The 255-nt window shown below is 51.4% G+C and carries 1 protein-coding gene; it reads right to left on the minus strand.

Annotated elements, in window-relative coordinates:
- A partial coding sequence (locus KDM90_RS18595; RefSeq protein WP_212676955.1) for a hypothetical protein occupies positions 1 to 255 on the minus strand: 255 nt, incomplete at both ends.

Below are 255 nucleotides of genomic sequence, written 5' to 3' on the forward strand. Positions count from 1 at the left end.
TACTTGGTACGGTGTCACCAGAATACAGCTTGGTGATATTCAGTTGTGCTGCATTCGGGGCAGTCAAAGGATTCGTGATCGTTACCGCTTGTGATGCACTGATCGCTGTGCTGCTATTTAAACTAATGACCGCTGCACTTGTTGCACCGAAGGTATAACCGCCTGCTAAGACGCCACCTGTGATGGCGGTCTCCGTGACTGTACACGTTTCACCTTGGACCAAGCCCGTGATTGTGCCGGTGGTTCCTGCTGTAA

Origin of the sequence: Affinundibacterium fentianense, assembly GCF_018139545.1 — a bacterium.
Classification (GTDB): domain Bacteria; phylum Pseudomonadota; class Gammaproteobacteria; order Burkholderiales; family Burkholderiaceae_D; genus Undibacterium; species Undibacterium fentianense.